Raw genomic sequence first — 25,324 nt, 5'->3', positions numbered from 1 at the left:
CGATATTTCGAGGCTAACCGTTTGATTAAAAATAAAACTTTATATGACGACTAATTGACCATTAATTGCACCGGCTTCTTTAAGTGCTTCTAAAATCGCCATTAAGTCGCCAGGTGCAGCCCCAACCTGATTTATTGCTCGCACCAAATCATCGAGGCTCACACCTGGGTCAAAAACAAATGCTCTAGAATCGTCAGAATCGATATCGATGATGCTCTGCTGAGTAACAGCGGTTTCACCTTCAGACAACGCTTGAGGTTGAGACACATTTTGCTGCTCAGCAATGGTTACTGTTAAACCGCCATGAGTGATCGCCGCAGGTTGTAGCTTGACATTTTTGCCTATCACGATGGTACCTGTGCGCGAGTTAACAATGATTTTGGCATTGGTGTCAGCAGGTTTGAACTCTAAGTTTTCCAAGGTCGATAAATAGGCTACACGCTGTGAAGGATCACGAGGTGCGATTACTCTTACAGATGCTGCATCCATAGGTTTAGCACTATTAGGGCCAACTAATTCATTAATCGTATCCGCTAAACGCTTGGCGGTCGTAAAATCTGGGCTATTTAGATTAAAAGTAATATGATCACCTTGTGTAAAAGGACTCTTTACTGCGCGCTCTACCGTTGCGCCATTTGGTACTCTACCAACCGTTGGGGTATTGATTACAACACGACTACCATCTAGACCTTCAGCGCCAAGGCCTCCGACTATCAAGCTACCTTGAGCAATGGCATATACATTACCATCAACACCTTTTAAGAAGGTTTGTAACAGTGTGCCACCACGTAGGCTTCCTGCACTACCTATTGATGAAACTGTCACGTCAATTTGCTGGCCCGGTTTTACAAATGGTGGTAAGTCTGCGTGCACCGCCACCGCTGCGACATTCTTAATTTTCGGTTTTAGACTTGCAGGCATGGTGATACCAAAACTGCTCAACATGGCTTTAAAACTTTGCTCTGTAAAACGGCTTTGTTCACCCGTACCAGGCAAACCAACAACCAAACCATAACCGACCAATTGGTTCGCCCTTACACCTTCGACCATGCTGACATCTTTTATACGCTCAGCATATGTGTTTTGCGCGAACAAACTGCCAAACAAAACGCATACTACAAGAAACAATCTCATCGTCTTTACCCCTAAAATGGCATTAATGTACTCATGAAGAAACGCGCCAACCAGCCGGGACTTTGCGTTTCTTGTTGTTGACCTTTGCCTGAGTACTGGATTCTGGCATTGGCGATGCGATTCGACTCGACAGTGTTATCCGCTTTAACATCTGCGGCTCTAACTAAGCCTTCAAGGCGAATAAACTCTTCTCCCGTGTTAAGTGTTAACCACTTCTCACCACGGATCACTAAATTTCCGTTTGGCAATACGCGCATCACATTCACTGATATATTACCGAATAAGCTGTTAGATTGATTGGCTTGACTGTCACCCTGAAATGAAGACTCTGACTCCATTCCAAACTGAATGCTTTCTCTGCCAATATTCACTGCAGCCCCACCTAGCCCAATAATAGGGTCCAGCTCTATCTCTGATTCTTTATCCATTTGGCTGTTTGCCGCTTTTGACGCTTGCGTAGACTCTCGCAGCACAACCGTAATAATGTCACCAGTTCTCAAGGCTTTTTTGTCAGAGTACAGGTCATTGGCACGATGCTGATTAAACAAAGAGCCCGTTGCAACGATAGGTTCCGCCTCCTGCTCTGGATACATAGGCGCATAGTATGGATCATCTCTGACCACATCACTATTTTGTGTTGATACACACCCTGAAAGTAAAGCAGTCGCTATAATAAATAAGCTAAGATCACGCATACAGCCCCCTAATGCTTATAACTGTTGATTGATGTAACTAAGCATTTCATCAACTGACTTAATTACTTTCGAGTTCATTTCGTATACTCGTTGAGTTTCGATAAGATTTACTAGCTCTTCGGTAACGTTTACGTTGGATGTTTCTAACGCACCTTGTACTATCGTACCTAACCCATCAACACCTGGGTTGCCTTGTACAGGAGCACCACTTACTGCTGTCTCTGTATAAAGGTTTTGCCCCATAGGCTCTAAACCAGACGGATTGATAAAATCACTTATCACTAATTGACCAATCACCACGTTCTCGGCTTGTCCGGAAATGGCTACCGAAACCTCTCCATCTTGAGACACCGTTATTGATTGCGCATCGTCGGGTACGTTCATTTCTGGCTGCACAGGAAAACCTGCCCCCGATGTTACAACACGACCTTCTTCATCCGTCGTAAACTGACCATTACGTGAATAGGCGGTTGTACCATCTGGCAATTGAATTTCGAAAAAGCCTGGGCCCTGTATCATCCAATCCAATGAATTTTCAGTGCTCAGTAGATTACCCTGAGAGAAATTCTTTTGGTTCGCGACAACCTTCGAACCGGCACCTAACATCAAACCTGAGGGTAACTCAGTATCTTGTGACGAGCGACCACCTGGTTGATTGATATTTTGATAAAGTAAATCTTCAAAAATAGCGCGGCTTTTTTTGTATCCAACCGTACTGGCGTTTGCAAGGTTGTTGGAAATAACGGCGATGTCTGTCTGCTGTGCATCTAAGCCTGTTTTACTGATCCATAATGCTGGGTTCATAATATCTACCTCACTTGGTTAGACTATACGCAACAGAGAAACATGGCGTTCATCCATCTCTTCTGCGGTTTTCATTAGTTTCATTTGCATTTCGAATTGGCGCTGATGGTTAATCAAATCAATCATTTCATGAACTGGATTAACATTAGAGCGCTCCAATGTGCCACTCATAACGCGTGCTGTGGGTGAAATATCACAAAACCCACATAACCCATTTACGAGGGCATCTTCTTTGGGGCGAAATAGACCATCATTGCCCTTTTCAAGCTGACTGTTGTCTGCATCAATGATTTTGAGTCGATCGACCACTTCCATAAAGTTGGCAGGAGCACCTTGCGGGCGCACTTGCACAGAGCCATCGTCGCTAAAAATCACCTTATCAATAGGGATAGGCAAAATAATTGGACCGCCCTCGCCAATAACTTGACGTCCGTGACTTGTGATTAATGCACCATCGGCACGAATGTTAAGGCTGCCCACTTTGGTATAAGCCTCATTACCCGCCTCATCAACCACACTAAGCCAAGACTCCTGCGTTACAGATATGTCTAGGTCACGTGCTGTTTCAACAATAGGCCCAGACACTAAGTTTGTGCCAGGCCTTTCCTGCATCGCGAAAACTCGCGTAGGTAACCCTTCACCAAACGCTTGCATAGAACGAGCTTGCGCAAAGTCGGCCTTGAAACCTATGGTATTGGCATTGGCAAGGTTGTTTGCTTTTACAGCGACACCACGTAAGTTTTGCTTAGCGCCTGACATAGCGATATAAAGCACTTTATCCATATCACTAACCCTATTGTTAAATTCATCTGGTTAGATAAAGCAATAATGGTGCCAACAAATAAATGACAGTTATTTTGAGAAATGAGCAGTAATAAAAAAAGCCGCATGTAGCGGCCTTTTCTGTAGGTTTGATATTATCGGATCTGTAGGATGGCTTGTTGTAGTGTTGAATTCACTTCTAGCGCACGTGAGTTCGCCTGAAAATTACGCTGAGCGCTGATCAAATCCACCAGCTCATTTGTTAAGTTAACGTTTGATTGCTCAAGTGACGATGAACTGATACTGCCCAAGGTTCCTGACGCAGGCTCACCCGCAATAGGCTCACCTGATGTTAAACTTTTCTTCCAAGCAGTGTTACCAACAGGCGATAAGCCTTGTGAGTTGGAAAAACGTACCATTGCTACTTGGCCTAAGTAAGTTGAATCACCGTTACTATAGGCCGCGATGATCTTACCATCAGACCCAATGTCGATACTTGATAAACGACCAACTGTTGCACCATCCTGCTCAAGTGCCTTCACTTCAAAGCGGCTTGCATATTGTGTTGGCAGCTTGTTTGTCGTGTTCGCCTCGTCTCGCCAGTTCATCGTAACGTCATTTGGGAATGTCGCACCATTTGAAAGCATACCAGAGAGGTTAGCACCTGTTAGGGTTAACGGGTCAAACGTAGAGCCTGTATTGGCAGTACCGTCTGTTGTTGATGGTAAACCACTGGCATCAAAACCAAATGTTGTGATTGGTGTGCCTGCACCCGCTGTACCCGTATTATCAAATTGCGTACCATCCAATGTCCCAAACACCTCCCACGTATTGGCAGCGGACTTTCTGAAGAACAGCTGCATGACATGTGGTTCACCCAAAGAATCATATACCGTGGTCGACGTTGACGAGTTAAACGAAGCGCCTTCCGTTGGGTCAAATGGAATCGTTGGCACTTGTTCACGAGAGTCAACATTAAATGATGAGTAAATCGTTGACGTTGCGCGTGGAGAGCCCGAAGCATCCGGGATCTGTAACGCGGTAGAGGTGCTTAGACTTACTGAGGTTGTGTCACCTGTTGATGCATCAACCGGGAAACCTTGTAAAAAGTTACCCTGCGCATCAACAATGAAATTATCACGGTTTAACTTAAACGCACCTGCGCGAGTAAAAGTGTAATCCTGAGAGCCAAATTCTTCGCTCATTGCAAAGTAGCCTTCACCTGTAATGGCCAAATCCAATGAATTATTGGTGAACTTCAGCGAACCTTGGTGAAACTGCTGGGCAACCATGGTTGTTTGTGCACCATCACCAGCTTTAGTCTTCGCAGAACTGAATACTGATGCGGCATATACATCTGCAAACTCGGCTCGTGATTCTTTAAAACCTGTGGTATTCACGTTTGCAATGTTATTTGCGGTCACATCTAAATCTTTTTGCGCGGCCGCCAAACCTGTTAATGCAATATTGAAACTCATACTCTCACCTCTTGTACTGTAAGGTTAATTCTGTGACTAACGATAGTTATGCGATTTCTGCGACATCAGTGAGTTTCACCGCGCCAGAAGATGTGTTGATTATGATGCCATTGGCACCATTCACATTTACACTATCTATGTTTTTAAATGTTGCTATCGGCAAACTGGTAAATTGACCATTCGCTCTACCTTCTGCCTTAACTGTATACTCACCATCTGGCATCATAGTGCCATCTTGGTTTTTACCGTCCCACTCGAACCTTAATGCTCCAGCTGTGCGACTCCCCATATCCATGGTTCTAACCAATTGGTTCTTTTCGTCGTAGATACTAATGGTCAGGTTTTCAACAGGCTCTGTTGTTATAACCGATCCCTTCGCAAGCTGATCTGCGCCAATATTAATCGTATCTGATTCGAGTAATGCTTTTTTGCCAACTAGCGTCGATGCCTGTAATGCGGAGTTGGACGTCATTGACGCCGAAAGCATTTCAAACTTTGAGTTAAGATTTGAGATACCTTCTGCCATGGTAAAGTTCGTCATTTGTGCGATCATCTGATCGTTATCCGCAGGCTTACTTGGATCTTGATATGACAATTGCTGTGTTAACAAGGAGAAGAAATCTTCCTGCGTCAACGTGTCATCCTTTTCTTCTGGTCTATTTTTTTCAGACCAACGAAGCGAATCCAAATAAGAAGACGATGCGGCATTAATATCATTACTCATCAGCTATACTCCCGTTAACGCTGACCAAGTAGTAAAGTTTTGCTAAGCATTTGTTTAGCGGCGTCTGCTACTTGTACATTTGTCTGGTACGAGCGTGAAGCGGAAATCATATTGGTCATTTCTTCCACGACATTCACATTCGGTTTATAGATATAGCCATCCTTATCTGCACTTGGGTGGTTAGGGTTATACTCCACTTGTAGTGGTTTATTGCTTTCCACAATACCTAACACCTTTACACCAACTGATGCACCTAACTTAGTGGGATCTTGCACCGATGATGCTTTCGTTAACTCAGCAGCAAAAACAGGGTGTCTCGCACGATATACTTTATCTTGGCTCGAACTAATACTGTTTGCGTTTGAGATGTTACTGGCAGTGGTATTGAGGCGAATATTCTGAGCACTCATACCTGAACCTGCGATATCAAATACGTTATATAAACTCATAATAATTACCCTTGACTACCGAGGGCTTTATTTAGCCCTTTAAACTTACCAGAAAGAAACTGCAAACTTGCTTGGTACTCTAATGAGTTTTGTACATACAAGTTCCGTTCCACTTGTACATCTACCGAGTTCCCATCACCTGTATCTGCTTGATTTGGATTACGAAATAGTTCAACGCCGCCGGTCATTTTAGTGCCACCATTGAGGTGATTTTCATTGGTACGGACCATAGTGTTGCCGCGCTGCTGGCTCGATTTTGCCGCCTTAAATGCCTGTGCAAAATCGATATCTTTGGCTTTATAGCCTGGGGTGTCGGCATTGGCGATATTACTTGCTAGAATTTCCGCTCGTTGAGACCGAATGAGCATTGCATGTGGATGTACGCCCAACGCCTTATCAAAACTAATTGCCATAACACAACTCCAAAAATTTGACTCTTAGGAGTTAAAGCAAAAGGTGGGCCAAAAATAATGCCGGCGGTAAAACCGCCGTATACTATTGTTTTTTCTGGTAAATAATTCCTGGGTTACAGCGGATCATATCAAATGAATCGCTTAACCCTGCCATTGATTCGGAAGCGCCAAGAAACAAATATCCCTTAGGATTTAATGCTTGGGCAAACTGTGAAATGATCTTAGCTTTGACTTGCGGAGAAAAGTATATCAGTACATTTCGGCAAAATATAACATCAAACTTTCCCATTAACGCATAGGAATCGAGCAAATTAAGGTGCCTAAAATTAACCATTTTGCGAATAGGGTCGACCACCTGAGCCATACCATTACCACTATCTTTAAAAAACTTCTTTCTACGCTCAGCCGACAACCCTCTGGCAAGAGCAAGCGCATCATATTCTGCATTTTTGCACATATCCAGCATGGTGTTAGAAATATCGGTGCCCGTTATTTGGACACCCATCTTTAGACCACCTGGGCTTTTGCTTTGAAATTCGCTCGCAGACATGGCAATAGAATATGGCTCTTGTCCTGATGAACTGGCCGCTGACCATATCTTAACTGGCCTTCTTAAATCGCTAAATTCAGGAAAGATCTTAGTTTTTAGTAACTCAAATGGATAGGCATCCCTAAACCATAAAGTCTCATTGGTGGTCATAGCATCGACCACCGCGGCACGTAATTGCCGCTCATGAGGGCTTAAAGTCTTACTGACCAATGCAGATAACGTATCAACACCAAATCGAGCCATCAATGGTGCCAAACGACTTTTCACCAAATAAAGTTTGTTATCGCCAAGTACGATACCACACTGCTGCTCTAGAAAAGTTCTGAATTGATCGTATTCGCTTTGTTGAAGGTGTTTATTTTCCAAAGTATTACCGCCATTCATTAGTCACAGTGAACCCACTTTTTAACGGCAGCTGCCAATTCATCCGGGTTAAACTTTGCGATAAAATCATCTGCACCGACCTTTTCGATCATGGCCTGATTAAATACCCCGCTCAAGGAAGTATGTAAGATAACGTGTAAGGGTGCCAATTTTGGATCCGCTTTTATTTCTGCTGTTAATGTATAGCCATCCATTTCAGGCATTTCAACGTCAGAAATAAGTAAACCTACTCGCTCGGTAATATTATTTTGACAATCTACTTCAGCGATTTCCCGAAGCCTCAATAGCGCTTCTTTACCATTTTTAGCAAGCTCAGTTTGTACACCTAACGGCTCAAGTGCTCGTTTTACCTGATTTCGCGCTACCGCTGAGTCATCAGCAATAAAAACAATTCGCTCACCTAAATCTTTTTGCATTTCGCCATCTGATACTATGTCTTGACTAACCTCGGTATCCACAGGACATATCTCATTGAGAATTTTCTCGACATCTAATATTTCAACTAGTTCATTTTCAATCTCAGTGACCGCGGTAAGGTATGAATAACGGCCTGCACCCGAAGGCGGTGGCATGATCTTTTCCCAGTTCATATTTACGATGCGCTCTACAGCACCAACCAAAAACCCTTGAACAGAGCGATTGTATTCGGCAATGATGATAAAGCAGTTATGGATGTCTTCAATAGGCGGGCCACCTACAGCCAAAGACATGTCTATCACCGATATGGTTTGCCCTCTAATATGTGCTACTCCCCTAACGAAAGGGTTTGACTTAGGCATGTTCGTCAATGGTGGACATTGGAGCACTTCACGTACTTTAAATACGTTAATGCCGAAACGTTGTCGACCCTTAAGCCTGAAAAGCAACAACTCTAGGCGGTTTTGCCCAACCAACTGTGTCCGTTGGTTTACTGAGTCTAAAATACCTGCCATCTCAATCTCCTACCTATAACATTGCTTAACGGAACGATACTTGCAGACGCTAATAAAGGAACTTTAACTCTTGAAGAGGTGCCACAATTAACGCAAAATCTTTATACCCTTTTTCACATGATAAGCATAGTCGAAACATCATGAGTTTGTTAAAAAAAACCAAAACCTTCGGGTTTTTTTCCACAATGGTATATATTCTACTCAGTTGTGAAGTTTATGCTCAAAATTACAACAATCAAGCACTTGAAGAAGCTGCTAGGACCTATATTGCAGACTTAATTGCAATGAAGCCTGATAGTAAACTTCAAATTAGTGCAATTCCTTTGGATGCAAGACTTCCAATCCGTTACTGCGAGCAACCAATCGATATATCTACAAATGCGTCGCCACCGTTTAATCGGCAGGTAACCGTACAACTTAAATGTGACGATTTATCTGGTTGGACACAGTACGTTCATATTCGTGTTGAGGAACTATTCCCTGTCATCGTCAGTAATGCCCTTATTTCCAAAGGCGAACTGTTGACTGAAGAGCACCTAAAATTGGAGTATAGAGCCAAGCACTTCGTCAGAGCTTCATATATAGACGATAAAAATTTACTAATCGGCAGCCGAAGTAAGCGAACTTTGCGAGAAGGTATGCCTATTGGGATGCATCAAATCTGCATGGTATGTAAAGGCGATATCGTCAGCATTTATGCCAAAACAGCAACTTTGACTATAAAAACAACGGGAATAGCTTTGCAAGATGGAAACATCGGTGAGCAAATTCAAGTTAAAAATCAAAAGTCTGGAAAAATACTTTCGGCAAGGGTAAAAGATGTTGATTCTGTTGAGGTCAATATCTAAAATTTTTGCTAAAGTTATACAAGTAGCAGCCGATATTCTAAACAAGAAAGTAATTTTTGGGTCACAATCATGGTAAATAACGTTAAAGGTCAAACGCAATCTAGCAGCGTGCTTAATAATATTAAGCAACAAAAAGCTGAGTTGCAAAAAAATGAAGCAAATGCGAGTAGCAATGCGCAAACTAAAGCGCCTGAAAAAGCCGCATCTGATTCTGTTAGCCTAACACCTCAAGCTAAGCAGTTGAAAAGCCTGCAGGACAAAGCGCAAGATGCGCCAGCATTTGACAATGAAAAGGTAGCTGAACTTAAAAAAGCTATCAGCGAAGGCAAGTATCAAATAGACGCTCAAAAGTTGGCGAAGAATATTGCTGCATTCGAGTTTGACATGTATGGATGATCAACTCTCACTTTGCATACATAAGCTAGAGAAGCAGCTCACTCATTTAACAACTCTGACCCAGTTGTTAGATAGTGAGCTTGATGCGCTGGCGGCTAAGAAAGGTGATGGACTGAAGGGTCTCGCTAAGGAAAAGTTACAGCTACTCAACACAATTCAAAAAGTTGACAAAGAACTGTCAGGCTTTGATAAGAGTTTATTTCAACAACAAGAAGCCAAAGATTACGCTTCAAAAATTGATGCACTACTGCGAGAGTGTAAGCACAAAAACGAAGTAAATGCGCATGCAGCACACTTAGCACATCTAAGTGTAAGAGAGTTAAAAGATATTTTGATAGGTGTGCCCTCTTCCGTTACCTACAGCCAAGATGGTGCTGTCGTTTCACGAAATAACGAACTCGTTAAAAATCTAAAAGCATGATCGTCAGGCTCTGTGATTAACAGAGCCTCAAGCCACATCAGTAATAAGTAACCCGCTTGATTTTTCTAGGTTTCACTTGAGTAATGTACAAATCATGTACACGCTTCATATCAAGCTCTAGTTCTGTCACATATGTGTCGCCTGCTGAATAGCTCTTCACTACTTTTGCGCCTCGAATGACACCATTCACTTGACTCTGCAATCCATCGTTTTGTGCTATCGCACCTTTTACCGTCATCGTTGACGAGATATTTTGGCCATAAACCTGCTCAGTCAGTTCACGATATGCTTCTAGTTTTGAAACCTTAACAGCCATAAGCATTTTTTGCGTGTCATTTTCTCCAGGCTGAGCACTCAATGGCGCATACCCAATTGCTTTTAACACGGGGTAATGATCTGGTTCAATGTACTCGTATTCAATATGCTTGTCGAAAACACTACTACAACCAGTTAGAATAAACAGTAAACTTGCCGTCACTATAAAATTAGCTAGATTTATCGTTCTACTGATGTCCATCTTTGCTCACCTCATAAAAATAATGCATTTCACGATGCACAATCCTTGCCAAAAATTATGGTACATGAATTGCTTTAGTTAACTATCAATCTTTCGAGGTTCTATATTATGATGAAGGCAATCACATTATTCGCACTATGTGTGATGAGCTTAGGCGTTAAGGCTGAGTGGTATGAGGTAGTTGGCTATGCTAGCACCCAAGGGCGTGATGTATCTCAAGCTCGTCAAGCAGCCGTAAAAGATGCTATCACACAAGCACTTATATTCTCAGGAGCAACCGTGACTAGCGTGCAAAGCGTTGCTGATGGGGTCTTGGCTCAAGATGATTTGAAAATAAAATCTCATGGTGAAATTCAACAAATTAACCTCGTCAGTGAAAGTAAAGAGCAAGATCAATATACCGTCACACTACATTTAGATATTTATGCGACAAAGGGACAATGTTTAGCACAACAATTTAATAAGCAAATAGCCATCACGCAAAGTCAGCTAACTCAGCCGCACCAAGCAAGACTGGGTCAAATATTTGACATATCTAAATCGGTGTCACAAAGACTGTTTAATACTCTGAACGAGCGCACCAATGCGGTTAAGCCTATCCCTTACTTGAATACCGCAATAAACGTGCAAGAGTATTTTACGCAACAGTTTGACTACAATCACTTGCTTGTTGAAACGATTGCCATGAATAGTAACAGCCAATATGTACTACTAAGTCAAATCACAGATGTAGCTGGGTTGGATAAACTCAATAACGACTACGCGTTCTGGCAAGATGATGAATACCTGAGAAGCTTTAAGATAGATTTTGCGCTTTATGATGCCATGACCTTTGAAAAAGTATGGTACCAACACTATACAACTCAAGGGATTTGGCCTTTCGAAAAGACTGAATTAATTGATGTATACAGCGAAAAGTTTTGGCGCTCTCATTATGGGCAGCGCATTCAGGAAGTTTTTAATAAAGTGAGTCAAGACCTCAATACAGCTGTGTCATGTATTCCCACTAAAGGTAAAATTCTATATTTAGACAGTGAGCAGGTTGTCATCAACTTAGGTAAAGATCATGGCCTGGAACCTGGCAAGGTATTAACTATCATGCATCGCAGCGATATCATGATGGGTAATGGCAATATCATTAACTCAACGACAAAAACAATAAACCAGCTCAAAGTAGTCAATGTAAATATGCAAAGTGCAACAGCGGTAAACTTAAATACTCGCCCGCTTAGCAATGTACAACTCAATGATATTGTACAAGTACAAGTCAAAAGCGAAGAGAGTTTTGCTCTGGATAACTAGTAACTTTAATTCACTAGGTAGCGCGGTTTCTTCGCGCCACCTAGATCAACCGACTATCAATAGCTCTCAGCTCGATAAGCTACACAGCTATAACACCCAGGGCTCGCATTGTGAATGTGCACGTAATCAATTTCTGGATTAGCGAATATCTGATGTATCACTCCCTTTACCTGTTCCCCTTGTGCACTAACGGCCTCCAACATGTCATGATGTGCGCTATACCCTCGCAATGACAGTAATCGCTGGCTCAGTACTTCGGGGATCTCATTCACCGATAGGTTAGCTGTTTTTGCCTGCTCTCTTACAAAGATTGGGCCAGATGAACGATAAGGAGAAGTACTATCATGATGAAAAAAGTGCACAAGCATAACTCGCTCCCCAACCTGTGCATCAACTAAAGAAACACGACATGGGAAGCCTGGCACAGAGTCCACATAAACCCACCTAGCATCGACCGCAGCTAACGCGCTCTGATCCAAAGACATCAGTGGTGTGAAAAGCTCTAAATCTAGCGCTTTAATAATAAAATCAGTGTTCATATGCCCATCCTAGTTAGATAAAAGGTGAGTATAAGATCGATGACTTTATGGGGCTGGCTATAAATGGAACTGTCGCTATGTAAAATCTGATCTGAGATGGGTATTAAGAGCTGGCGGCCCCTGCAGGAATCGAACCTGCAACTATCCCTTAGGAGGGGACTGTTATATCCATTTAACTAAGGGGCCAAAGTGACTAAAAGTATAGCCCTTTGGCTTCTTTAATTTCAATACTTTTTTATAAAAGTCAGCAACTTAATTGTGCTTCAATTGACGCTGGACAAGACGATATTTGCGCTTTGTAGCACATAATGAGGCAGCAACTTCGTACTTGTCGCAATCACTTGCTTTGAATCTATATCTATCACACGCGCATTTACCTCCACCCCCATACTGCGATATATCATCGTGCCTGAAAGTATATGACTAGCAATACGTTGATTCGTTAGTGCCTTCACCTCTCTTGAGAATGAAAAGTCGCCACTGGAGGTTACAGAAACCGAATTAGCAGTTTTAAAATCTACGACCCCATAGCCAAACTTTTGTAGTTGGTGAATAAAGGTCTCCGCTAGCTGATTTCCTAATTGATTTGTAGTACGCAAATTGTTGTCAAAATCTACAAATGATGCCACTGCAATACTAATATCTTGCTCAGAATTCATGGTATCTACCAAATCAAGCGCCATTTGTTCGACATAATTTGCTAAACGTAAGTGATGTTGAGATGGGTTAAAGCGACGTGTATTTTGTAGCGCCGAAAACTCGTCCGCTAGTTCGTCCTCAATTAACTGTTGCTTGGTTTGAGCATTGCTGGACTGGTTGTGTGCGGTACGCTCTTCTTCTACATAGATCTTAGTTGGGATCAGAAGTTGGCACCCACTAAGCGCAAGTACCAGTGTGCTCAGAAGGTAAATTCGCTGTTTCATACTATACCTCAGTTACTGGCTTTTTTTAGTAAAATACCATCCGTTCTGTAGCTATTACCTAATGCATCAACTACAGATTGGGGAATAAATCCTTGCGCAGAACCAACCACAGCTTTACTGTTTATGCCTACTATACGTGCGTTAACCAACACCCCGCCTTGGTGATTAACTAAAGTACCAGCAAGTACATACTGAAAGCTTTGTGTTTCATTCAATTCCAAATAATCTCGACTAAACACAAAATCGCCATCTGGGGTCACTCGCATATAATCTGTCGTTTTAAAGTCCACTACCGCAACACCAAACTTATGTAACTCATGCATAAAGCTTTCTGACAATTGATTGCCAAGTAGTGTCGCTTGATCATAGTTATCATCTAAATAAACAAAACTAGAGACCGCCAAAGGCGTTTTTGAATTAACATATTGCAGGTTCTCGACCATATCTTGCATTATTCCACGTACATAGTGATTAATGTTTTTGCGGCTCATACTAGCCATCTGGCTCGCCGTGTTGGGTATTGCATTACGAGACTGAAAAGCTTCTTTTGGTGCACTTGGAGCCTTTACACTGCGCTGCCCACTTTCGACAGTCTCTTGTTGCTGCGTTGGCTTCTCCCAACTGCTCATCATGTTCGCACAGCCAACACTCAACGGTAGTAGTAAAATATATAAAAAATTCTTCATCGTATGTTCCTCATCAATATTCACTACGATAGATCAAGCCATCGCGTTGCTGTACTTTTTCATCTGACCACATCACATTGATGGGGATCTCTGCTGTCGCCGCAGAGACAATTCGGCCACTTTGCATATCTATAAGTCTAGCATTAACAATATATGCATGTTGCTGCTGGGTTAATGTTCCTGCGACTATAAAGTCAATGTTCTGACGTTCACGCAAATTCTCTAGATTACGACTAAGCATACTGTCGGCATTCGCAAGCAAAGTAAGTTGGTCTTCTAAACGGTGCTCTACTGTGTGATAACCTAACTGAGTGAATTGAGTTAACAAGCTTTCTTGGATCTGCTGACTTAAACCTGAAGCTTGCTGATTTGCTAGTTTCTCACCTAAGCCATCGGCTTTAAAAAAGCTCATCACAGCGATTCTAGCATTACGCTTTCGGACACCAGAAATATTGCTTAGCTGTACACTTAAATCCCCCACATATTGGTGAACAGTATACGCAGCCATTTTCTTTTCAGGGGTGACGTACAATGTATGTTGCTTTTTGGCATCATTGGGGCTTTGACACCCAATCAAGCCTACACATAGCGCAAGTAGTAAAAACCGCATGATTATTTAACCTAAGTAAATTACTCTGCTTAGCAAATGCAAAAAGCATACCCAAATTATTGGTTCTACGAGTACTACATATTTAAACCCATATTCCTAACTTGCTTGAGCATGGTTACGCTGACCTACATAAAGTTATTATCGGCTGCCTCTTTCATAATTTTAGTATGGCAATACTTTGCCGCTGTAATCGCCTATACATAACAAAAAAGGCGCCATATTAGGCGCCTTTCATTAACTTTGTTGATTACTTTATATAAGACCTTTTATATGTGCTTTAAGCTCTTTGCTGAACTCACTGCACCTTAATGCGTATTCAACATTTGCCTGTAAATAACCCAACTTGCTACCGCAGTCGTGGCTTTTACCCTTCATGGCATATGCTTGTACCTTTTCTTTTTCCATTAACATTGCAATAGCGTCAGTCAGTTGAATCTCTCCACCAGCACCAAGCGGAGTCTTTGAAAGTAAAGGCCAAATATCTTTACTCAATACATATCGGCCAACAACAGCCAGATTTGAAGGCGCTTCGTCTACACTCGGCTTCTCTACTAGAGTATTTAAATCTGCACTTTCACCCGCTTTAAGCTTTTTGTCACCAACATCTGCGATACCAAACTTATCCACATCTTTATGAGCTACAGGCTCCACCATGATTTGGCTTTGACCATTTTCTTTAAAGCGGCCAATCATTTGCGCTAAATTATCTTTAGACAAGTCGCTTGCAGCTTCGTCAATTAGCACGTCTGGTAGCATAACAGCAAACGGCGCATCTCCGATAATAGGGGCTGCGCAGTTAATAGCGTGACCTAAGCCCTTCGCTTCACCTTGACGAACATGAATAATCGTAACACCCGCAGGACAAATTGACTGTACTTCTTCAAGCAATTGACGCTTTACACGCTTTTCCAACATAGCTTCTAACTCAAAACTTGTGTCAAAGTGGTTCTCAATTGAGTTTTTACTTGAATGTGTAACTAAAACAATTTCTTTAATACCAGCTGCAACCGCTTCGTTTACAACATATTGAATGAGCGGTTTATCGACAATAGGCAGCATTTCTTTTGGAATTGCTTTGGTCGCAGGTAACATTCTAGTGCCTAAGCCGGCCACTGGAATAACAACTTTCATTAAATCTCCTAAATAGCAACAGGTGCTTTAATATGTGGATGAGCCTGATACCCTTCAAGCTCAAAATCTTCGTAGGTAAAAGAAAATATATCTTTCACCTGAGGGTTAATCTTCATCGTTGGTTTGGCAAATGGCGTACGTGACAGCTGCTCATCAACCTGCTCCAAGTGATTCAAGTACAAGTGAGCATCACCAAATGTATGGATAAAATCCCCAGGTTGTAAATCACAGACTTGTGCAACCATCATAGTCAGCAAAGCATAGCTGGCGATATTAAAGGGTACGCCTAAGAATATATCTCCGCTTCTTTGATAAAGCTGGCATGACAGCTTGCCATCCAATACGTAAAACTGAAACAAAGTATGGCAAGGCGGCAGTGCTTGCTTACCCATCGCTGCGTTTTCTTTGGGCGAATACTGTGTATCAGGCAATAATGCTGGATTCCAAGCACTCACAATTAATCTGCGAGAGTCTGGGTTGGTTTTTATTTGGTGAATAAGGTCTTTAATCTGGTCCACTACTTGACCATTTTCACCCGTCCACGAGCGCCACTGTTTACCATAAACCGGCCCAAGTTCGCCATCTTCGGTCGCCCATTCATCCCAGATCTTTACACCGTTCTCTTGTAAATAAGCGATATTCGTTTCACCTTTTAAGAACCACAAGAGCTCGTGAATAATAGAACGAAGGTGGCACTTTTTAGTGGTGACAAGAGGAAAGCCCTCTTGTAAATTAAAGCGCATTTGGTAGCCAAAAACACTGATTGTGCCTGTGCCAGTTCTGTCTTGTTTTACAGTGCCATGTTCTTTGACATAGCGCATTAAATCTAAATATTGTTTCATAGCGGTGATCTTAGTTATTTTTCAGAATGATTCAATATGGGCTTTGCTCTATACGCCCAAGCAATCAATGCGGCACCTGCTAGCACCATAGGTAAAGACAATATTTGCCCTTGAGAAATCATCCCTGCATATAAGCCGATATGCGCATCAGGCTCTCTGAAGTACTCGATGCCAAAACGGAACACCCCATAGCCAAATAGGAACAGTCCAGCAATACTCCCTGCTGGTCTTGGCTTTTTAGCAAACCACACCAGCATAATAAACAAGACTAAACCTTCAAAAAACGCTTCATACAACTGTGAAGGGTGTCGTGGTAGAGGGCCACCTGTTGGGAATACAAACGCCCAAGGCACATCCGTCGTGCGCCCCCAAAGCTCCCCATTGATAAAATTACCAATCCGTCCGGCCATTAGACCAACAGGAACTAGAGGAACAACAAAGTCACCAACCGACAAAATTGACTTCTTTGTACGCAAAGCAAAAATCACGATGGCCGCTATCACTCCAAGTGCTCCACCATGAAAAGACATACCCCCCTGATCTATCCTAAGCAGATAGACTGGGTTTTCAACAAAGTATGAAAACTGGTAAAACAGCACATAGCCAATACGTCCACCTAGAATTACCCCGAGCATGCTATAAAATAACAAGTCACTAACTTGTTCTTTGCTCCACCCTGAATTCGGCTTTTCTGCTTGTCGATTTGCCATCCACATTGCAAATAAAAAGCCAATTAAATACATCACCCCGTACCAACGCACGCTGAGCGGGCCTATCGAAAAAATAATTGGGTCTATTTGTGGAAACTGCAACGCCATCGCCTTTCCTTAACTAATGATCATATTAATAGCAATTACTAGTAGCAATGCTGCGAAAATTTTCTTTATCGTCGACACAGGTAAAAACTGTGTTGACTTTGCTCCCAAAGGCGCCATAAACCATGAAGTGAGCACTATACCAAATAAAGCTGGCAGGTAGATGAACCCCGCAAAACCTTGTGAAAAAGTATAATGGGCACTACCTGCGGTAATATAACCTAGCGAACCGAACAAGGCGATCACAATGCCACAAGCTGAGGCACTACCAATGGCCTTTCTCATGTCCATAGAAAAAAAACTAAGTAGCGGTACTATCAAGGCCCCACCACCAATGCCTATCATTGCTGATAATCCACCCATCACACAGGTTAAGGCACCAAGCACCGGACCACTGGGTAAGGCACGCTGTGTGACACTTTTCTTCGAGCTACTGTATAACATTTTTATTGCGATCAAAACGACGCTTACGGCAAAAATACTTCTTATTACAGGTTCAGGTAACAAAGCCGCTAAAAAACCACTTATTAACGCACCAAATGCAACTCCCCCCATGACATAAGGAGCTATATTCCAAGGCACATTTCCATTGCGATGATGCGCCAACGCGGAAGAGGTTGACGTAAAAAGAATCGAAGCCAGCGAAGTGGCAATAGCCACCAGTACAATTTGAGACTCGGGTACAATGTTAAAGTAACGTAAAATACCAGACAGCACAGGCACAATGACTAAACCACCACCGATACCAAGCAACCCAGCAAGAAAACCAACAAAACTACCAAGCAATGCGCAGCTGACTACCAGCAAAATGGCTTCGCTCATACATTCATATCTCTCAATTATTTGAGCGCGCTATGGTAGCGCATTATGCGCGACAGTGCACCCTTGCGTGCTTTTCTATTTAGACTGATAAAACAGTTCGCTGAAATTATTCTCAATCATGAAATTGCGCATTAAACGATGAACTTGTTTAGCCGAGGATTGTGCTAAACATTCCTGTAAAAGTGACTCCATACTACTGACATGTAACCGGCGCAGCACCCATTTAACTTTGCTCAAGGAGGAAATATTCATACTCAAGCGTCGGTATCCCATAGCAACCAGAAGAATAGCGCCTTCAGGCTCTCCCCCCAACTCACCACATAAACTAAAGGGCAGTTCAAATTCTTGACAGCTACTTGCAATACTATTTAGAACACGTAAAACACTCGGATGATAAGGGTCGAATAATTCTGCTACCTGCGCGTTGTTTCTATCTACTGCTAATAGGTATTGCGTAAGGTCGTTGCTACCCACAGAGCAAAAATCAACTTTTTTAGACCACTCTGGCAGTAAAAATACACTTGATGGTACTTCCAACATCACGCCAATTTCTGGTTTATCGATCAATAAGAATTGATCCGCCCACTCTTCTTGCAATTCAAAGTAGGCTTGCTCTAGCAGGGCCAGTGTTTCATCAACTTCTTCAGTATGACTCACCATAGGTAACATAATACGCAAGTTGCCCAGACCCGTATTAGCCTTAATCATAGCTTTTAATTGATCTAGAAATAACTCAGGGTGATCAAGTGAAACACGTATGCCGCGCCAGCCTAGAAATGGGTTCTCTTCTTTTATATCAAAGTAATCTAGTACTTTGTCCCCACCGATATCTAGTGTGCGCATAACCACAGGTTCAGGGTGATACCGCGTCAAAACTTCTCGATACCACTCTTCTTGTTCTCTTTGCGATGGAAATCGCCCCTTTTGCATAAACCACGCTTCGGTTCGATAAAGTCCCACCCCGTCACAATATTTAGCGGTCAGAGGCTCGGTACTTAAATCTAAACCAGCGTTGAGCAGTAAACTGATCCGTTCACCATCGAGCGTCATCGGAGGCAAAGCATGCTCTGCTTCAAACTTGTCATGCAACAAACTTTCTTGATGACGCATCTGCTCATATTCATGGCGCAATGATTGGGAGGGCGAGATATACACTCGCCCCGCATATGCATCTAGAATCATTTCCTTGCTTTCTAGCTGAAGCAACGGAATATCCTCGATACCCCAAATTGCGGGAACCCCCATAGCCCTTGTCAAAATGGAAGCATGGGAGTTTGCGGCACCATGCACGCTCACGACCCCTTTTAGTTTTTCTTTGGGTACTTCAGCTAACATACTCGGTGTCAACGTATGAGTAACAAGTATGGTATTGTTGGGATAAGACTTAACCGCATGTTCAGTACTCACTAGATGATGAAGTACACGCAAACCGATGTCTTTTACATCTACAGCGCGCTCCTTAATGTAAGGGTCTTTCATCGCGTTAAACTGATTCACCAAACTTTCAATCACATGCTTAAGCGCACTTTTGGCATTCCATCCTAAACTGAGTTGAGCATCCACTTGCTGGCCCAAGCTTTGCGCATCCAACAACTGTTGGTAAACTTCAAAAACGGCCAAGGCTTCTTTGGGGATACTATCGCTTAGCGTATTAGCTAGAATATGAAACTCTTGGCGTGTTGCCGCAACAGCCTGTAGAAACAACTGCCTTTGTTGTTCCGTATGCTCTGATTTTTGTGGCTCAATACTATCAAAGTCTAGTTTTGGCAGAACCACATACCCTTCACCAATTGCAATACCAGGTGCACTAGAAACCCCTTTCAGTACTGATGTTTGATGTGTCGTTGCTTCTTGTGCAAATACAGTTTGAATTTCAGCATGCGCCAACTGAGAAGCCAACTGTGCAGATAAGGTTATTAGGAAAGATTCTTCGTCATGGCTAAAAACTCGTGCCATTTTTTGCTGAACTACAATGACTCCAAGCACTTTTCGCTGGTGCACCACAGGCACAGATAGGAAGGCGTTATACCCTTCCTCATTAACTTCGGGTGATAATTTAAACCGAGGGTGAGATTGAGCATGAGCAATGTTTATCGGTTCTTCGCGTTGCGCAACTAGTCCAACTAAGCCTTCTGTAAAACCGATACGAAACTGACCGATGGCTTGTGGGTTCAAACCATCGCTGGCCATTAAGACAAAGTTGTCTTGTGTATAATCAGCAAAGTAGATAGAGCAACATTCAGTGTTCATGGCCTCTTTGACCAAACTCACAAATTGCGTCAGCGCATCCTCCAAATTGGCTTGCTGTGAAACCGACTCTACTATCGACCGCAACGTTGCTAACACTGTTCACTCCTTTATCGGCGTTGTCGCCAATTGGTGTCTCGGCCCTGTTGCTCTCTCTTATTGAATGGCATCGCAAATGGCGCAAACTCTTTCATTACGCGCCGATACACATCTCTTTTGAATGAGACAACTTGCCTAACTGGATACCAATAACTTACCCAGCGCCAATCATCAAACTCAGGATGATGAGTATGTAGCAAGTCTACATCTTCATCTTTACATCTAAGTTTAAGTAAAAACCATTTTTGCTTTTGGCCAATACAAACCGGACTTGAATCTCTGCGGATCAAGCGTTTTGGTAATTTGTAACGTAACCAGTGCTTCGAACTGGCTACTATCTCCACATCCTCAGGTTTTAAGCCAACTTCTTCATGCAATTCACGATACATGGTTTGTTCAGGGGTCTCCCCTTCATCCACACCACCTTGGGGAAACTGCCATGAATGCTGACCAAAACGCCGAGCCCAAAATACTTGCCCTTGGTTATTACAGATAACAATTCCGACATTGGCACGAAAACCTTCGGCATCAATCACCTTAGTGCCTCTTTTATAAGTCGATTTTTAATGATTGTTCCACAACTTCTTACACACAGCAAATATTATTCCTGCTTTTACTCAAGTTACTCACAGGTTGTGCATAAAACCCCGTAAACATGCTTAATTAACAAACAAATCCACAATTAACTCGTTTATACAGTACTTTCTCCACAGAAACTGTGGATAATTGTGTTTATATAGTTGTATTTATCCAAAACCTGTTATCTCTAACAGGTTGTAGATTGTAAACAGAAGACAAAAAACCATTTACTTTCAATAAGCTAAAATAAAACACTGGATATTTATGCGGGGAATAAACAACCAAAATAAGAATAGTTCAAAAATCAACCGCTTACTTTATCAACATTTCTTTATTATGGACTCTTTCGCTACAATACGGGCCATTGTTATCTTCATAAGCTGCTCATCATGAACAAACCACAGCCGCCGGAGTCCATCACACACCTGATGCAACGCGTCGATGCAATCGCAGGGCTTACACTCGGTGAGTTAGCCCAGCAATACCAATTTAAAAGCCCTGAACACTTGCTGCGCGAAAAGGGCTGGCCTGGGCAACTGCTTGAATATGTGCTGGGCGCCAGCGCGGGTTCAAAGCCGGTTCCCGACTTTGAGCACTTGGGCATAGAGCTAAAGTCACTTCCGATTGACTATCAAGGCAGACCTCTTGAAACCACGTATGTTTCGGTAGTGCCCTTAACAGGACTAACGGGCGCAACTTGGGAAAACAGCACTGTGAGGAAAAAACTCAACCATGTTTTATGGCTACCAGTGCTCGCTGAGCGAGATATACAGCCAGTTAATCGAACCATAGGCCATGGTTTTTTGTGGCAGCCCACGGAGCAACAAAATGCGCTACTAAAAAGAGATTGGGAAGAGCAGATTGAGTTGATTGCCCTTGGTCGAGTAGAAGAGATATCAGGCCATTTGGGACAAGTAATGCAGATAAGACCAAAGGCGGCCAATAGCCGTGTAACAACTGATGCTATTGGGCCCAATGGCAAGCTCATCAAAACCTTGCCTCGCGGGTTTTACCTTAAAACCAATTTCACCCAAGATATTTTATACAACCAATTCAAAGCATAAAAAATGCCGCTATTTAGCGGCATTTTTCAAATTGATAACCTGTCGAGGTTATTGGCCTTTGATTTCGCTACGGCCTTTGTAAGTAGCCTTTTCACCTAGCGCTTCTTCAATACGAAGTAGTTGGTTGTATTTTGCTACACGGTCTGAACGACACAGTGAACCGGTCTTGATTTGACCTGCCGCAGTACCTACCGCTAAATCAGCAATCGTTGCGTCTTCAGTTTCACCAGAACGGTGAGAAATAACAGCTGTAAAGCCTGCATCTTGCGCCATCTTGATTGCATCAAGCGTTTCTGACAGTGAACCAATTTGGTTAAACTTGATAAGGATAGAGTTACCAATGTTCTCATCAATACCGCGCTTAAGGATCTTAGTATTGGTTACAAATAAATCGTCTCCCACTAACTGAACTTTACTACCGATTTTATCAGTCAGTACTTTCCAGCCAGCCCAGTCACTTTCATCTAAACCATCTTCAATTGAAACGATAGGGTAACGTGCAGCAAGATCAGCTAAGAAATCAGCAAAACCTGCTGAGTCAAACGCTTTACCTTCACCTTTAAGGTCGTATTTGCCATCAACGTAGAACTCAGACGCAGCACAGTCTAGTGCTAACGTGATGTCTTTATTCAACTCGTAACCTGCGTCACTCACCGCTTGTGCAATCACTTCTAGCGCTTCTTCGTTTGATTTTAAATCTGGTGCAAAACCACCTTCATCACCAACAGCGGTGTTCAAGCCACGTGCGTTTAGTACTTTTTTCAAACTATGGAAAATTTCAGCACCCATACGAAGTGCTTCGCGGAAGCTCTTTGCGCCAACAGGCTGGATCATGAACTCTTGAATATCTACGTTATTATCCGCGTGCTCACCACCGTTGATGATGTTCATCATCGGCACTGGCATTGAATACTGACCTGAAGTGCCGTTGATGTCAGCAATATGCTCGTATAGAACTACGCCCTTTTCCTGAGCTGCCGCTTTGGCATTGGCTAGAGATACCGCCAAAATCGCATTTGCACCTAATTTTTCTTTATTCTCAGTGCCATCTAAATCGATCATGATCTGGTCAATCGCGCGCTGTTCCAACGCATCTTTACCTTCTAGCGCCTGAGCGATGTCTACATTGATGTAGTTAACAGCCGTTAAAACGCCTTTGCCTAAGTAACGAGCTTTATCACCATCGCGTAGCTCTAGCGCTTCACGTGTACCTGTTGATGCACCTGATGGTGCACAAGCACGACCCCATGCGCCTGAAGCTAAGTGAACATCAGCTTCAACCGTCGGGTTACCACGTGAGTCCATAACTTCACGGCCAATCACTTTTACGATTTTTGACATCTTGATTCCTCTTATTCCCAAAGTGGTGAGTGTAATGTGTATGTAACTTATAAAATAAGCACTGGTTTGAACTTATAGTTTAAACTCAAAGCAACACTTACTTTTGCATAAAAAAGCCGTGCATAAGCACGGCTTTAAATACGTTAAGATTCTGCTTTTTGGTGGCTGTATGCCGCCGCAACAAAACCTTCAAATAGTGGGTGTCCATCACGCGGAGTCGACGTAAACTCAGGATGGAACTGAGCTGCAATAAACCAAGGGTGATCTTTATTTTCAATGATCTCCACCAGTTTTTTATCCTCAGACAGCCCTGTAAATTGCAAGCCCGCCTTTTCAAGACGCTCTACATAGTGATTGTTCACTTCATAGCGATGGCGATGACGCTCTACAATTTCATCACTGCCATACACGTCATGAACTTTTGAACCTTTCTTCAGATGACATTTCTGTGCACCTAGGCGCATTGTTCCACCTAAATCAGACTGCTCATCGCGCACTTCTACATTGCCCTCGGCATCTAACCACTCAGTGATCAAACCAACTACAGGATGCGCTGATTTAGAATCAAATTCGGTTGAGTTTGCCCCTTCAAGGCCAGCTACGTTGCGTGCATATTCGATAAGCGCAACCTGCATCCCCAAACAAATGCCTAAATAAGGCACTTTGTTTTCACGTGCATATTTAGCCGCAAGAATTTTACCTTCAACGCCACGATGGCCAAATCCACCAGGTACCAAGATAGCATCTAAATGTGCAAGTCTCTCAACACCTTTGCTTTCAATATCTTGTGAATCAACATATTCAATGTTTACGGTTAAACGGTTTTTAAGTCCCGCATGTTTTAGGGCTTCGTTTACCGACTTATACGCATCAGGTAGCTCGATATATTTACCAACCATACCAATTGTCACTTCACCCGTCGGGTTAGACTCTTGATATAACACCTGTTCCCACTCAGAAAGATCCGCCTCTGGTGCTTCTAAATAGAAACGACGACAAACAAGGTTATCTAAATCCTGAGATTTAAGTAGTGCTGGGATTTTGTAAATGCTATCTACGTCAGGCAGTGAAATAACCGCTTTTTCTTCTACATTGGTAAACAGTGCAATTTTAGCGCGCTCATTGGCTGGTAATTTACAGCTTGAACGGCAAACAAGAATATCAGGTTGAATACCGATTGAGCGTAACTCTTTCACAGAATGCTGTGTTGGCTTAGTTTTTACTTCACCTGCAGTACCAAGGAATGGTACTAACGTTAAATGCATGAATAGCGCATGTTCACGGCCTAGCTCAGTACCTAACTGACGCAACGCCTCAAGGAAAGGTTGTGATTCGATATCACCTACAGTGCCGCCTACTTCAACAATGGCAATATCATAGCCGTCAGCGCCTTCAAGCACACGGCGTTTAATATCATTGGTGATGTGGGGAATGACCTGAATCGTTGCACCTAAGTACTCGCCTCTACGTTCACGACGTAATACATCTTCAAAAACACGACCTTGTGTGAAGTTGTTACGACTGGTCATTTTGGTGCGAATAAAACGTTCGTAGTGACCTAAGTCTAAGTCGGTCTCTGCACCGTCCTCGGTTACAAATACCTCACCGTGTTGAATTGGGCTCATGGTGCCGGGATCAACATTGATATAAGGATCCAGCTTAAGAATAGTTACATTCAAGCCACGTGCTTCTAAAATAGCGGCCAAAGATGCAGCTGCAATACCTTTACCCAAGGAGGAAACAACTCCGCCCGTTACGAAGATAAATTTTGTACTCATGCGAACCCTAGAATATCAGGAAAAATGGAATTTAAATAA

Annotated in this window: 28 protein-coding genes and 1 tRNA gene; 5 read left to right on the top strand and 24 right to left on the bottom strand. The window is 42.7% G+C overall.

Translation table 11 applies throughout. From position 1 onward, the window contains the following. Positions 1-39: 39 nt before the first annotated feature. From BET10_RS07125 to BET10_RS07080, 10 genes are all read right to left on the bottom strand, one after another. Entirely contained in the window at positions 40-1,134 is a 1,095-nt protein-coding gene (locus BET10_RS07125) for a flagellar basal body P-ring protein FlgI (RefSeq protein ID WP_070984425.1), read from the bottom strand. Positions 1,135-1,145: 11 nt separating this feature from the next. Then, complete coding sequence (gene flgH, locus BET10_RS07120) at positions 1,146-1,829, bottom strand: flagellar basal body L-ring protein FlgH (RefSeq protein ID WP_070984423.1); 684 nt, start codon at positions 1,827-1,829, stop codon at positions 1,146-1,148. Between the two features lie 15 nt (positions 1,830-1,844). Beyond that, complete coding sequence (flgG, locus tag BET10_RS07115; protein WP_070984421.1) at positions 1,845-2,633, bottom strand: flagellar basal-body rod protein FlgG; 789 nt, start codon at positions 2,631-2,633, stop codon at positions 1,845-1,847. Between the two features lie 18 nt (positions 2,634-2,651). Beyond that, positions 2,652-3,416, bottom strand: coding sequence for a flagellar basal body rod protein FlgF (locus BET10_RS07110; protein ID WP_070984418.1), 765 nt, complete (start codon positions 3,414-3,416; stop codon positions 2,652-2,654). 134 nt (positions 3,417-3,550) lie between these two features. Beyond that, positions 3,551-4,873: a flagellar hook protein FlgE gene (gene flgE / locus BET10_RS07105; RefSeq protein ID WP_070984415.1), complete on the bottom strand. Its 1,323-nt coding sequence runs from the start codon at positions 4,871-4,873 to the stop codon at positions 3,551-3,553. 46 nt (positions 4,874-4,919) lie between these two features. Beyond that, the gene (locus BET10_RS07100) at positions 4,920-5,597 is read right to left on the bottom strand and encodes a flagellar hook assembly protein FlgD (RefSeq protein ID WP_070984412.1); all 678 of its coding nucleotides are present in this window, start codon (positions 5,595-5,597) and stop codon (positions 4,920-4,922) included. A 14-nt stretch (positions 5,598-5,611) separates the two neighbouring features. Then, positions 5,612-6,046 carry a flagellar basal body rod protein FlgC gene (gene flgC / locus BET10_RS07095; RefSeq protein WP_070984410.1) on the bottom strand — a complete coding sequence of 145 codons (435 nt, stop codon included), beginning with the start codon at positions 6,044-6,046 and terminating at the stop codon, positions 5,612-5,614. 5 nt (positions 6,047-6,051) lie between these two features. Beyond that, positions 6,052-6,459, bottom strand: a complete 408-nt coding sequence (flgB, locus tag BET10_RS07090; protein ID WP_070984408.1) for a flagellar basal body rod protein FlgB — start codon at positions 6,457-6,459, stop codon at positions 6,052-6,054. Positions 6,460-6,541: 82 nt separating this feature from the next. Then, positions 6,542-7,375 (bottom strand): CheR family methyltransferase, encoded by an 834-nt coding sequence (locus BET10_RS07085; protein WP_070985570.1) that lies wholly within the window; start codon positions 7,373-7,375, stop codon positions 6,542-6,544. Positions 7,376-7,392: 17 nt separating this feature from the next. Beyond that, positions 7,393-8,325 carry a chemotaxis protein CheV gene (locus BET10_RS07080; protein WP_070984406.1) on the bottom strand — a complete coding sequence of 311 codons (933 nt, stop codon included), beginning with the start codon at positions 8,323-8,325 and terminating at the stop codon, positions 7,393-7,395. A gap of 140 nt (positions 8,326-8,465) precedes the next feature. Between BET10_RS07080 and flgA the strand changes: the two genes are divergently transcribed. The 3 genes from flgA to flgN all read left to right on the top strand — a co-directional run bounded on the left by flgA (position 8,466) and on the right by flgN (position 9,990). Next, positions 8,466-9,173 (top strand): flagellar basal body P-ring formation chaperone FlgA, encoded by a 708-nt coding sequence (gene flgA / locus BET10_RS07075; protein WP_070984404.1) that lies wholly within the window; start codon positions 8,466-8,468, stop codon positions 9,171-9,173. Between the two features lie 69 nt (positions 9,174-9,242). Further along, positions 9,243-9,569 (top strand): flagellar biosynthesis anti-sigma factor FlgM, encoded by a 327-nt coding sequence (gene flgM, locus BET10_RS07070; RefSeq protein ID WP_070984402.1) that lies wholly within the window; start codon positions 9,243-9,245, stop codon positions 9,567-9,569. Beyond that, complete coding sequence (flgN, locus tag BET10_RS07065; RefSeq protein ID WP_070984400.1) at positions 9,562-9,990, top strand: flagellar export chaperone FlgN; 429 nt, start codon at positions 9,562-9,564, stop codon at positions 9,988-9,990. The genes flgM and flgN overlap by 8 nt, the downstream gene beginning before the upstream one ends. Positions 9,991-10,027: 37 nt before the next feature. On the opposite strand, the gene BET10_RS07060 is transcribed toward flgN, so the two are convergent. After that, positions 10,028-10,507 (bottom strand): LPP20 family lipoprotein, encoded by a 480-nt coding sequence (locus tag BET10_RS07060; RefSeq protein ID WP_083330462.1) that lies wholly within the window; start codon positions 10,505-10,507, stop codon positions 10,028-10,030. Positions 10,508-10,615: 108 nt separating this feature from the next. On the opposite strand from BET10_RS07060, the gene BET10_RS07055 reads away from it, so the two are divergent. Continuing rightward, positions 10,616-11,809, top strand: a complete 1,194-nt coding sequence (locus tag BET10_RS07055; protein ID WP_070984398.1) for a flagellar assembly protein T N-terminal domain-containing protein — start codon at positions 10,616-10,618, stop codon at positions 11,807-11,809. Between the two features lie 56 nt (positions 11,810-11,865). On the opposite strand, the gene BET10_RS07050 is transcribed toward BET10_RS07055, so the two are convergent. The 11 genes from BET10_RS07050 to rppH all read right to left on the bottom strand — a co-directional run bounded on the left by BET10_RS07050 (position 11,866) and on the right by rppH (position 21,059). Further along, positions 11,866-12,348, bottom strand: a complete 483-nt coding sequence (locus tag BET10_RS07050; RefSeq protein ID WP_070984395.1) for a DUF1203 domain-containing protein — start codon at positions 12,346-12,348, stop codon at positions 11,866-11,868. 111 nt (positions 12,349-12,459) lie between these two features. Then, a tRNA-Arg gene (locus BET10_RS07045) sits at positions 12,460-12,534 on the bottom strand. A gap of 77 nt (positions 12,535-12,611) precedes the next feature. After that, positions 12,612-13,271: a FlgO family outer membrane protein gene (locus BET10_RS07040; protein WP_070984393.1), complete on the bottom strand. Its 660-nt coding sequence runs from the start codon at positions 13,269-13,271 to the stop codon at positions 12,612-12,614. An 8-nt stretch (positions 13,272-13,279) separates the two neighbouring features. Continuing rightward, positions 13,280-13,957, bottom strand: coding sequence for a FlgO family outer membrane protein (locus BET10_RS07035; protein WP_070984391.1), 678 nt, complete (start codon positions 13,955-13,957; stop codon positions 13,280-13,282). 13 nt (positions 13,958-13,970) lie between these two features. Continuing rightward, positions 13,971-14,567: a FlgO family outer membrane protein gene (locus BET10_RS07030; RefSeq protein WP_070984388.1), complete on the bottom strand. Its 597-nt coding sequence runs from the start codon at positions 14,565-14,567 to the stop codon at positions 13,971-13,973. Positions 14,568-14,819: 252 nt separating this feature from the next. Further along, positions 14,820-15,698, bottom strand: coding sequence for a UTP--glucose-1-phosphate uridylyltransferase GalU (gene galU, locus BET10_RS07025; protein WP_070984386.1), 879 nt, complete (start codon positions 15,696-15,698; stop codon positions 14,820-14,822). An 8-nt stretch (positions 15,699-15,706) separates the two neighbouring features. Next, positions 15,707-16,540, bottom strand: a complete 834-nt coding sequence (locus BET10_RS07020) for a thymidylate synthase (protein ID WP_070984384.1) — start codon at positions 16,538-16,540, stop codon at positions 15,707-15,709. 14 nt (positions 16,541-16,554) lie between these two features. Next, on the bottom strand, positions 16,555-17,358 hold the full coding sequence (lgt, locus tag BET10_RS07015) for a prolipoprotein diacylglyceryl transferase (RefSeq protein WP_070984382.1): 804 nt from the start codon (positions 17,356-17,358) through the stop codon (positions 16,555-16,557). Between the two features lie 9 nt (positions 17,359-17,367). Further along, complete coding sequence (locus tag BET10_RS07010; RefSeq protein ID WP_070984380.1) at positions 17,368-18,177, bottom strand: sulfite exporter TauE/SafE family protein; 810 nt, start codon at positions 18,175-18,177, stop codon at positions 17,368-17,370. Positions 18,178-18,252: 75 nt separating this feature from the next. After that, positions 18,253-20,523, bottom strand: a complete 2,271-nt coding sequence (gene ptsP, locus BET10_RS07005; protein WP_070984377.1) for a phosphoenolpyruvate--protein phosphotransferase — start codon at positions 20,521-20,523, stop codon at positions 18,253-18,255. 11 nt (positions 20,524-20,534) lie between these two features. Next, positions 20,535-21,059, bottom strand: a complete 525-nt coding sequence (rppH, locus tag BET10_RS07000; RefSeq protein ID WP_070984375.1) for an RNA pyrophosphohydrolase — start codon at positions 21,057-21,059, stop codon at positions 20,535-20,537. A 432-nt stretch (positions 21,060-21,491) separates the two neighbouring features. Between rppH and mutH the strand changes: the two genes are divergently transcribed. Beyond that, entirely contained in the window at positions 21,492-22,166 is a 675-nt protein-coding gene (gene mutH / locus BET10_RS06995; protein WP_070984373.1) for a DNA mismatch repair endonuclease MutH, read from the top strand. Between the two features lie 48 nt (positions 22,167-22,214). Here the strand turns inward: mutH and eno are convergent, their stop codons facing one another. Together eno and BET10_RS06985 are read right to left on the bottom strand one after the other, a co-directional pair. Beyond that, the gene (gene eno, locus BET10_RS06990) at positions 22,215-23,507 is read right to left on the bottom strand and encodes a phosphopyruvate hydratase (RefSeq protein WP_070984370.1); all 1,293 of its coding nucleotides are present in this window, start codon (positions 23,505-23,507) and stop codon (positions 22,215-22,217) included. A gap of 143 nt (positions 23,508-23,650) precedes the next feature. After that, positions 23,651-25,285 (bottom strand): CTP synthase, encoded by a 1,635-nt coding sequence (locus BET10_RS06985; RefSeq protein ID WP_070984368.1) that lies wholly within the window; start codon positions 25,283-25,285, stop codon positions 23,651-23,653. Positions 25,286-25,324: the final 39 nt, after the last annotated feature.

It is taken from the genome of Pseudoalteromonas amylolytica, assembly GCF_001854605.1.
In the GTDB taxonomy this organism is placed as follows: domain Bacteria; phylum Pseudomonadota; class Gammaproteobacteria; order Enterobacterales; family Alteromonadaceae; genus Pseudoalteromonas; species Pseudoalteromonas amylolytica.
The sequence above is the reverse complement of the archived record's forward strand: the minus strand, read 5'-3'. Positions and strand labels throughout refer to the sequence as shown.